The 9,737-nt window shown below is 34.7% G+C and carries 7 protein-coding genes and 1 tRNA gene; 2 read left to right on the forward strand and 6 right to left on the reverse strand.

Annotated elements, in window-relative coordinates; all coding sequences use genetic code 11:
* Positions 1-85: 85 nt before the first annotated feature.
* A complete protein-coding gene (locus I5M32_RS09295) occupies positions 86-1,165 on the reverse strand; it encodes a helix-turn-helix domain-containing protein (protein ID WP_200585951.1) in 1,080 nt (359 codons plus the stop codon).
* A gap of 733 nt (positions 1,166-1,898) precedes the next feature.
* Between I5M32_RS09295 and dxs the strand changes: the two genes are divergently transcribed.
* The gene (dxs, locus tag I5M32_RS09300; protein WP_200585952.1) at positions 1,899-3,830 is read left to right on the forward strand and encodes a 1-deoxy-D-xylulose-5-phosphate synthase; all 1,932 of its coding nucleotides are present in this window, start codon (positions 1,899-1,901) and stop codon (positions 3,828-3,830) included.
* Between the two features lie 42 nt (positions 3,831-3,872).
* Here dxs and ybeY read toward each other — a convergent pair whose 3' ends face one another.
* Genes ybeY through I5M32_RS09315 form a run of 3 tightly spaced genes read right to left on the reverse strand, consistent with a single transcriptional unit; the run spans position 3,873 to position 8,054 of the window.
* Entirely contained in the window at positions 3,873-4,301 is a 429-nt protein-coding gene (gene ybeY, locus I5M32_RS09305; RefSeq protein ID WP_200585953.1) for an rRNA maturation RNase YbeY, read from the reverse strand.
* Positions 4,301-4,726, reverse strand: coding sequence for an ATP-binding protein (locus I5M32_RS09310; protein ID WP_200585954.1), 426 nt, complete (start codon positions 4,724-4,726; stop codon positions 4,301-4,303). The genes ybeY and I5M32_RS09310 overlap by 1 nt, the downstream gene beginning before the upstream one ends.
* Before the next feature lie 4 nt (positions 4,727-4,730).
* Entirely contained in the window at positions 4,731-8,054 is a 3,324-nt protein-coding gene (locus I5M32_RS09315) for a DUF4175 family protein (RefSeq protein ID WP_200585955.1), read from the reverse strand.
* 208 nt (positions 8,055-8,262) lie between these two features.
* Between I5M32_RS09315 and I5M32_RS09320 the strand changes: the two genes are divergently transcribed.
* Positions 8,263-9,129, forward strand: coding sequence for an OmpA/MotB family protein (locus tag I5M32_RS09320; RefSeq protein ID WP_200585956.1), 867 nt, complete (start codon positions 8,263-8,265; stop codon positions 9,127-9,129).
* 108 nt (positions 9,130-9,237) lie between these two features.
* On the opposite strand, the gene I5M32_RS09325 is transcribed toward I5M32_RS09320, so the two are convergent.
* Positions 9,238-9,474 (reverse strand): GIY-YIG nuclease family protein, encoded by a 237-nt coding sequence (locus tag I5M32_RS09325; protein ID WP_200585957.1) that lies wholly within the window; start codon positions 9,472-9,474, stop codon positions 9,238-9,240.
* Positions 9,475-9,489: 15 nt separating this feature from the next.
* Positions 9,490-9,561 (reverse strand) — tRNA-Arg (locus tag I5M32_RS09330).
* Positions 9,562-9,737: the final 176 nt, after the last annotated feature.

The raw sequence follows: 9,737 nt of genomic DNA on the forward strand, positions 1-9,737 counted from the left end.
GGTAAGTTGATACTAATTTCAGAAAAAACAAACTTTAGTATTTAAGTCATGTATCCTTCTCTTTTCTCAAACCGTGTGAGCTAGGCTATTTTTGGATGGCTGTTTTTAAGCCCCTTTGTTTTACATATTCTGATGGAGAAACCCCAATTACTTTTTTGAAATTTCTGTTGAATGAAGTTTTAGAGTTAAAACCACATTCAAAAGCTAAAGAGAGTAAAGTGAATTTTTGATTTTCAGGCAAAGAAATCAATTTGATAAAATCATCTATACGGAGTTGATTGATGTAATCGTAAAAATTTTTATTTTCAATTGAGTTGATAACCTGTGATAGATGATTGGGCAAAACGTTTAGAGCTTCGGCCAGATCATCTAGTTTCAATTCGACATTCTTATACAACTTCTTAGTCAGCATAATTTGATTCAAATCATTATATATTCTTAACGCAGCTTCTTGGTTCAAAGTAGATTTTAAATATTTTAACCCCTTTGCCTCCAAATCTCTATCAGATAATGGAAGGCTATCCTTAAAAGTTGATGTTGCGAGATTGTATTTGGTGGTAATAAGGTTTTTATTATTTTCTAAAATTGAATGAGGGATGTGTCCAGTAAATATCCCTACCTGCCCTATGCCATAATACCCAATAATAAAAACAAACCCAACTACGAGTGAATAAATAATTTTATCGTTCCCTACAAACAGAACTGCAAGAAAAATTATTGTCATCCCACCGATAAGGTAGGATAACCAGTTTAAATTTATTTTTTCCAAGTATGAAAATTCATCCATAATTTGATTTTTATACCTCAGCAATTTAATGATTGACAATGTTGTGTAAATAACCGCAGATAACAGGATGGAGATTAAATGAATGATCAACTCTGTTTCATAACCTTTTCCTTCAATTTCATAAACATGAATTTTTGAATTTTCAGACAAAAACAGAAAGTTTGAAAACAATACGATTGTAAGGAAAAAAGGCACAAAATGTAGCCAAATTAGTTTAAGGCTAAATCCTTTTTTAGAGGTTAATGCAGATACATATAAATATAAAAAAGGCCAGTGTAAAAGTGGAAACGGAAATGCCCAACCTAATAATGAGGCGTAAATGTATTTATTTTCGGCAGTTTGCAAATTGATTAGGATAATGTTTAATGCAATTATCAAAAGCCAGGCTAATAAAATCCAGTTAGACTTGGTTTTGTTCTTCTTACTTAATAAAATTATAGAAAGAAAAAGGGACAGAATTATTCCTATAAAGTAAATCAAATTAATATCTTTTACTATTTGTGTGTTAAAACTATTTTTAAAATCTGTATGTTTTTTGAAATTGTTATGTTTAAGATAGGTTGATCATTTTTTTATCTGGAATGATTAGATCACGACTTCATGATTTCAAATATAATCAAAGTTGTTATTTTTTGTGATAGCGATTATTTTCTTGGATATAATTTGGTGGACATGTAGATTTTTTTGAGTATGCCATTGAATGCTTGGCAATAGCATTAAGTTTTCGGGGTATATTTTGGAATTTCTTGAGAATACGAAAGCACTTTAATCTCAGATTACTTTATTTAGAGTGGCAAAACTGTATTTTTTATAAAAGGTTAGGCGGTTTAATATTGTTGTGAAAAACATCCTAGAAGACCGTTTTTAAACCCTAAGTTAAACTTGCTGTTGTTATCTAAAAAGACCACCTGTTTTTAATCTAAATGATTTCCTCCGACGCTTGGGTTGAAATAAGAAAGAAATTTTTGTCTAATACCCCACGCCCTTGCACCAAGGTGGTTTATCTGATCTTCCAAAAAGTTGATAAAACATTATTTCCTCTAATTTGTCATGATTATTAACAAAGATTATCTTACTTTGTAAATTGTAAAAAAAAATCCTAAGTGTAAAAATGGAAGTACAGGCAGGGCCGCTATTATCAAAAATTGATTTACCAGAGGATTTAAAAAAACTTAAACCAAAGGAATTAAAAGAAGTTTGTAAAGAGCTAAGGCAATATATTATTGATGTAGTTTCGGTTAATGGGGGGCATTTTGCCGCAAGCTTAGGCGTTGTAGAATTAACCGTTGCTTTACATTATGTTTTAAATACACCTTATGATCAATTGGTTTGGGACGTAGGCCATCAAGCTTATGGACATAAAATATTAACCGGTAGGAGAGGCGTTTTTCATACCAATAGGATCTATAAAGGTATTTCTGGTTTCCCAAAACGTAGTGAAAGCATTTTCGATACTTTTGGCGTAGGGCATTCGTCCACTTCAATTTCTGCAGCTTTGGGTATGGCGGTAGCCTCGCAATATAAAGGCGAAACGGATAGGCAACACGTTGCTGTTATTGGCGATGGCTCTATGACGGCCGGGATGGCTTTTGAGGCATTAAACCATGCCGGTATAGAAAATTCTAACCTTTTGGTCATCCTCAACGATAATTGCATGTCTATTGACCCCAACGTTGGCGCATTAAAAGATTATTTAACTGATATTACCACCAGTAAATCTTATAACCGTTTTAGGGATGATGTTTCTGCGGTTTTGAGCAAGATTTCTGAACTTGGCCCAGATGCTCATAAAGTTGTAAAGAAAATAGAGAAAAGTATTAAGGGCACTATCCTTAAAAAAAGCAATCTTTTCGAATCATTAAAATTTAGGTATTTCGGCCCTATTGATGGGCATGACGTTGATCATCTGGTAAAGGTTTTAGAGGATCTAAAACATATCCCGGGGCCTAAATTGCTGCATTGTGTAACGGTTAAGGGCAAGGGCTTCGCTTTAGCAGAAAAAGACCAAACCAAATGGCATGCGCCGGGTTTGTTTGATAAAATTACTGGGGAGATTAAAAAAACTATTTCAGATAAGCCACAACCACCAAAATACCAAGATGTTTTTGGGCATACCATGGTAGAATTGGCACAGCAGAACGATAAAATTATGGGGATTACCCCCGCTATGCCCTCTGGTTGTTCTTTAAACATTATGATGAAAGCCATGCCAACCCGGGCTTTTGATGTTGGAATTGCAGAGCAACATGCCGTAACTTTTTCTGCCGGTTTGGCTACGCAAGGCTTAATCCCATACTGTAATATTTACTCTAGCTTTATGCAAAGAGCGTTTGATCAAGTGGTGCATGATGTTGCTTTGCAAAAATTACCCGTGGTTTTTTGTTTGGATAGGGCAGGTATAGCCGGTGCAGATGGCGCAACTCATCACGGAGCTTATGATATTTCTTTTTTTAGGGGCATTCCAAACATGATCGTTTCTGCACCAATGAACGAAGAGGAGTTGCGCAACCTAATGTACACTGCTCAGTTAAAGAATCATGGCGGGCCATTTTCTATCCGTTACCCAAGAGGTGCGGGCGTAATGACCGATTGGCAAAGACCCTTTAAAGAAATTGAAGTTGGTAGGGGGAGAAAGATATGTGATGGGGAAGACATAGCGATAATTACCCTAGGCAGTATCGGAAACGAAGCCGTTAAAGCTTGTATAGAATTAAATCAAGAGGGTTATCACCCGGCCCATTACGATATTAGGTTTGTAAAGCCCTTAGATGAAAAAATGCTGCATGAGGTCTTTAATAAATTCGATAAAATAATTACCGTTGAGGATGGCTGTATCCAAGGTGGCATGGGTAGTGCCGTTCTAGAGTTTATGGTAGATAACGATTATCATTCTAAGGTTGTTCGTTTGGGTATCCCCGATAAGGTAATAGAACACGGCGAACAAAAAGAGCTGTGGGCAGAATGTGGTTATGATAGCGCATCTATAGTTAAAAATGTTAAGAAATTAGCCATGCCGAGGGTTACAAAAGGGATGGTTGGGTAGTGGGAAACGTTTAAGAGTGCCTTTATATCACAATTTTATAGGTTATGATATTTTAGATAGGTAATGGTTTTCTTTAGCGGTCATCAAATCTTTGTCTTTACTAGATTTGTCTTTATAGCCCAAGAGGTGCAATACGCCATGGATCATTATACGGTGTAGCTCTTTATTTACCGTTACCTTAAAAATTTTCGCATTCTCTTTAACGCGTTCTATGCTAATGAAAATATCCCCTTGTATTTCTCCTTTTGTTTCAGAATTATCAAATGTAATGATGTCTGTATAGGTATCGTGATTGAGGTATTGCTGGTTTATTTTTAAGAGGTAGGTATCTGAGCATAAAATGAAATTTATTCCCTTTAAAAGGGACCTTTCGCTTTCAACGGTCGCTAAAATCCAATCTCTGGTTTTGTTGATCTGTTTGGGTTGGTATTTGCTTTCTTCGTTAAAGAAATAAATGGGTATTTTACTCATTAATATTTGAAGTGCAATTCTACTTCGTTGCCTTTGCTGTTAAATATACACTGATCGGCCAATTTTTTCATAATATAAACGCCTCTTCCGGTAAGTTTTTCTAAATTTTCAATGTCGGTGGGGTCTGGGATATTTGTAAAATCAAAGCCATCTCCCTCATCTGCAATGGTAAACATTAGCCTTTTGTTATTAACAACTTCTAAATTTACGAAAACTTTCTTTTCTGGATCTTGTTTGTTTCCATGATAAATGGCATTTGTTATGGCCTCGTTTAAGCAAGTCATTAAATTTGCATATACATCATCGCCTATATTTAGCTGTTTTACCAAATCATCAACAAAATTCTCCATAACGGCCACGCTTTGGCTGTTAGATTGAAGTTGTAGAGAATATAACCCATCCATAGTTTCAGTTAAATTATTCATTTTTTTATTCCCCTAGATTTAATTTCTTAAAGTACTCACTAATTTTTGATTTATAAAAATAATTTAACGCTGGAGGCATAGTTTTTATTTGCTCTACCTCTTTTGCTTTTTGTTTTTGGTATTCTTCTAAAATCAAATTATAATTTGGTGTAAAGTCTTTACCCGCCTTGCTCTCTCTTTTATCGTCTTGGTCTCTTTCTCTCTCGGCTTTATCTGCCTCCAACAATCTTGTTTGTATTTCTTGTTGGCGTAAAAGTGCTTCTTGCGTTATTCTTTTGTTTACGAGATCGGTCTCGGTTTGTTCCATTTGCTCTACTGTTTTTTCTAGATTTCCCAATTTCCCTCGCCCGTCTTTGTTTAGCTCATTATTTATTTCTTGTAATGCCTGTCTTATCATCTGCTGTTGCTGCGCCATTTTGGCCATTTGTTCGCTCATTTGAGGGTTTCCCTTTTGCCCAGGCTTTATCCCCTGTTTCTGCATTTGCTCTTTTGCGTTTTGCATATTTTTATTGAGCTGCTTTTGCATCTCGCTAAGCTGAGACAAATTTGGTTTTGATTTACCCTTACCTCCCGACTGTGCGTTTTTCATGGCATTTTGTAATTGTTGCAATGCCTCGCTCAACATTAAAGCCAAATTATTTATAGATGTTAAAGCAAATTGTTGGTTCCTATTTGCTTCACTTATTTTTCTATCGGTCAGTTTATCTAAGCCCTCTGTAATCTGTTGGTTTATTGTGCTTATTTCTTTGTTTACGGTACTTGCAATTTGAGGTACTTTTTTGCTTAAACTGTATAAACTATCTTCTACGTTCTTAAGGTTGTCTTTTATCTCCCTTTGTTTTTGAGCTAGTTTAACAAAGTTTGGATCATCCGGATTGATGCTTTTTAGATCTAACATTATCTTTTCTTGATCAAAAGAAGTTTTTAAAAGATTTTGTAGTATCTGTCTCAATTCCTTTTCGTTCACTTTATTTTCCTCCTCTTGTGCGCCACCTTGCATTTGTTTAAGGTTTTGAGATAACTGTTGCATTTTTTGGGCAGCGCTTTTTTGGGCTTGGGCAGCTTTTTGGGCTTTATTATCCTCTAAATTTTGTTGGGCATTATCCATTTCTTGCTCTATGGATTTTTGTTCCTCTTCGGGGTTTTTAAAATCTGCGGGCCGATCTAATTCTTGGTTCTTTTGATCTACCTCTTTTAAATCTTTCTTTAATTGATCAAAGTTTTTATTTAAGTCTTTTTGTTTATCTAGGTTTTCTTTATTGTTTTTATTAAGGGCCTCTTGGCTTAGGTCTTCTTGTTTTTTTGCTAGATCGGTCAACTTATCAATGGCATCGTTTAGTTTTTGTTCTACCTCTAGTTTTTTATACAGGTCTAAGATCCTATCCAATTCTTTTTCTAAAGATTTATTGTCTAGCTGCATTTTTTGGAGTTGATCTTGGGATAAATCTTTTTGGTTTTGATCCATTAATTTTTGAAGGTTTTCTAATAGCTTTTTGGTTTTGTTATCTAAAACGTTATCAAACAGATCTTGTATTTGCTTTTGCTTCTCTAATATTTTTTGCTGATCTGGGTTTACATCTTGCCTGTCCCTAAGGTTTTGCTTCCCATCTTTTTGTATATCTTTAATTAGATCTTCTAATTTCTTTTGCTTATCAACCAAAGTTTCTATCTGCTTCTTTTGCTGATAATTGATAGATTTTTGTTCTATCAGATCTTGGTTTAGTTTTTTTGTGTCTTTTTGGATATTTTCTGCTTGGCGAATGGCAGACTCCATTTTTTGATTAATGGCCTGTGAAGTCTCGTCAATCTTTTTGATGGCTTCATCCTTAGAAGCTAATTTATAAATCTTTGTGGCAGACTTAGTGTGCTTTGGCCCAAAAACACCATCGTTATCTGCAACATCAAAATAATAAGAAATTTCCTCACCGGCTTTTAGCCCCAACGTTTTTAATTGCCACAGGTAAAAAAAACTGCTTTGCGTAGCTAAGGCATCAAATTTTACAGGGACTTTAAATGATCTGTTTTTCCTTGCCCCATCGCTAGAATTTATGATTTGGTAATGAAAATCCAAACTACTTAAACCATGGTCATCATCGGCTTTGCCAATAAAATATAATACGTTCAAATTAGCAGAATCTATACGTTCTTTTATCTCTATTTTAGGAAAAGCATCCGGAATGGTGGTTAACTGATAGCTTATAGAATCTTTCGTGTTTACATCGTTGTTTTTTAAGATAATAGAATAAGCACCCTGTTTTAAAACGCTGTTTTGATATGAAAACCCGTTTTTGGTACCTGGTTTAAGGTTGGTTTTTTTATTATTGAAGTTAAACTCAAGATCAGAAACATTTTCGGTATCGAAATTCCATTTTACGATAGTACCCACCGGTAAAGTTAAATCGCCGGGGTTTTGTAAGGTCTCGGGTTGTTTTTTAAGATAGCTAGGATAGTAAAGTTGGGCATTATAGCTTAACAGAATAGGTTTCTTTTTTACGTAAATGGTAAATTCATCTGAAGAAAACTCTCCAGAAGTAAGCCTAAACTTCTTGTTTTGTTGAAGGTTTTTAAATTGATAGCTAAAATTGATTACATCTTTCTTATCTAGTTTAAATGTATTTATACCATCTTTTAAGTAAATATCTTGTGGAATTTCGTTACCGCCCATCTTTACCGTAAGCGTAAAATCGTCTCCCTGCACCGCCTCTAAACTTCTGTTTAAAATATTGAAATTGAAAGGGGCATTCTTTTTATAGAAAGTGTTATAGTTAACGATCCTTTTTGTGCCATCTTTTAAAATGGATGGCGCAGAAAAAGCAATAACGATTATTGCCGCCAACGGGACAGATAAAAAGCGGAAATATTTTTTATTGTCCCTAATTTTTACCGCAGCAATAAAAGGTATTGGTTTAAAACCTGCAATTCTTTGGTTTATACTAGCCTCTATCAAGCTGCTTTGCTCAATATTTTCTTGGGATAATTTTTTAAGCTGCAAGGTATTGATCAGCTTATCGCCGATGTTTGCGAAATGTTGGCCAATGATCTCTGAAGCTTTTTCATGATTGATCGTGTTGCCTAAGTTTAAATAATTTATCAGGTGCCTAAAAACCAAAAACCATCCTAAAATTATCTGAGTTATTATAAATGTATAAAAAAGGATTGTTCTGGTGCCGATACTAAAGTAACTGTAATACTCCGATACGATTAAGAACAGATAACAGATAATGAAAACACCAGCTAACCAAATTGCCCCACGAACAATCTTGTTCAGGTAATATTTCCTGATAAAATCATCAATTTTCTTTAAGAGCTGTTGATAGGCAGTATTCATTTCTAAAACATAAACTTACTTAAACCAATTGATATTGTAAACATCGAAATTAATAAAGCATATAAAAGGAATAATTTAAGCGTAAATCCTTTAAAGTATAGAAAATAGGTCATAACGTATGGATAGGATAAGGCTTTAGGCAATATAAAAGCCATTTGCACCATAATTGTATAAAACTTTTAAATTATTGACTAATAAATTTATTATCATGAAAATTAAATCAGTTTTAGCGGTTTTAGGAGTGATGTTGATCATGGCTTCATGCTCTGCCCCAAGAAAATTAAGAGAAGCTCAGGTAGAAAATAAAAGACTAGACAGCCTTTACAGAGACCTTCAGAATCAATTATTGGCTTGTGAAAACGCAAGGAAAAGCAGTAGCTCAGATTATGAGATGAAAATCAAGAATTTGAACGATCAGCTTGCCAACATCAAGACCAACAACAATCAAATGGTTAATCAACTCAAAGACCTTTCGGTTATTTCTGGTAAACAAGCAGAAAGCATTAATAAGTCTTTAGAAAATATCGGCGCTAAAGACAACTACATTATGAATTTACAATCGGCCATAGCCAGAAAAGATTCTTTAAATATGGCTTTGGTAATGAATTTGAAAGGTGCTATCGGAAACCTTGATGATAAAGACATCAATATCAAGATCGATAAAGGTGTTGTTTACATTGATATTTCTGATAAGCTTTTATTTAAAAGCGGAAGCTACGATGTAAATGAGGGCGCTAAAACCGTGTTAGGTAAAGTTGCTAAGGTTTTGATGAACCAACCAGATATAGAGTTTATGGTAGAAGGGCATACGGATAACGTTCCTTATAAATCTAACGGTATTTTATTAGACAATTGGGACCTAAGCGTTAAAAGAGCGACTTCTGTTGTTAGGATATTACAAAACCAATACAACATCCCACCGGCAAAAATGACTGCAGCAGGCAGGGGCGAGTATGTTCCGGTAACTTCTAATGATACCGCCGAAGGTAGGGCCGCAAATAGAAGAACTAGAATTGTTATTTTACCGCAATTAGACCAGTTTTTTAAATTATTAGAAAACCCTAAAGGTAAATAAACAATAGATTATTTGTTAATATTTAGGCAAGAGACCAGTTTTTCTGCCAAATAAAAAGCCGCTTTTGAGCGGCTTTTTTTGTGGTCTCGGCGGGAATCGAACATACATCTAAAGCTTTGTTTTTAGAAATCTTCTTCCTGCAGAAGTTTTATAATATTTTTCTCTCAGAATTGCTTCTCGTAAATTATCGAACTCTTCAAAATAAGCAATTTTAAATGGTAAGTAAGGTTTATTCGACCGAGTCATTCCAGAATTATGTTCTTTTAAGCGTTTTTCAAGGTTTTCGCAATGACCTTTATAATAATAATCAGCGATTTCACTTTTTAAAACATATGCGTAAAACATCTGAAATAAATTTTGTGGTCTCGGCGGGAATCGAACCCACATCTAAAGTTTAGGAAACTTCTATTCTATCCGTTGAACTACGAAACCAATTGTCCTAATTTTAAAGTTTAGGAAACTTCCCCATCTTTTGAGCCGGGCAGGTATTCTATCCCCGCCCGAACGGCGTTCAGCCGGGCGGGCGTTGAACTACGAAACCAATTGTCCTAATTTTAAAGTTTAGGAAACTTCCCCGTCTTTTGAGCCGGGCAGGTATTCTATCCCCG

It is taken from the genome of Pedobacter segetis, from assembly GCF_016623585.1.
Taxonomy (GTDB): domain Bacteria; phylum Bacteroidota; class Bacteroidia; order Sphingobacteriales; family Sphingobacteriaceae; genus Pseudopedobacter; species Pseudopedobacter segetis.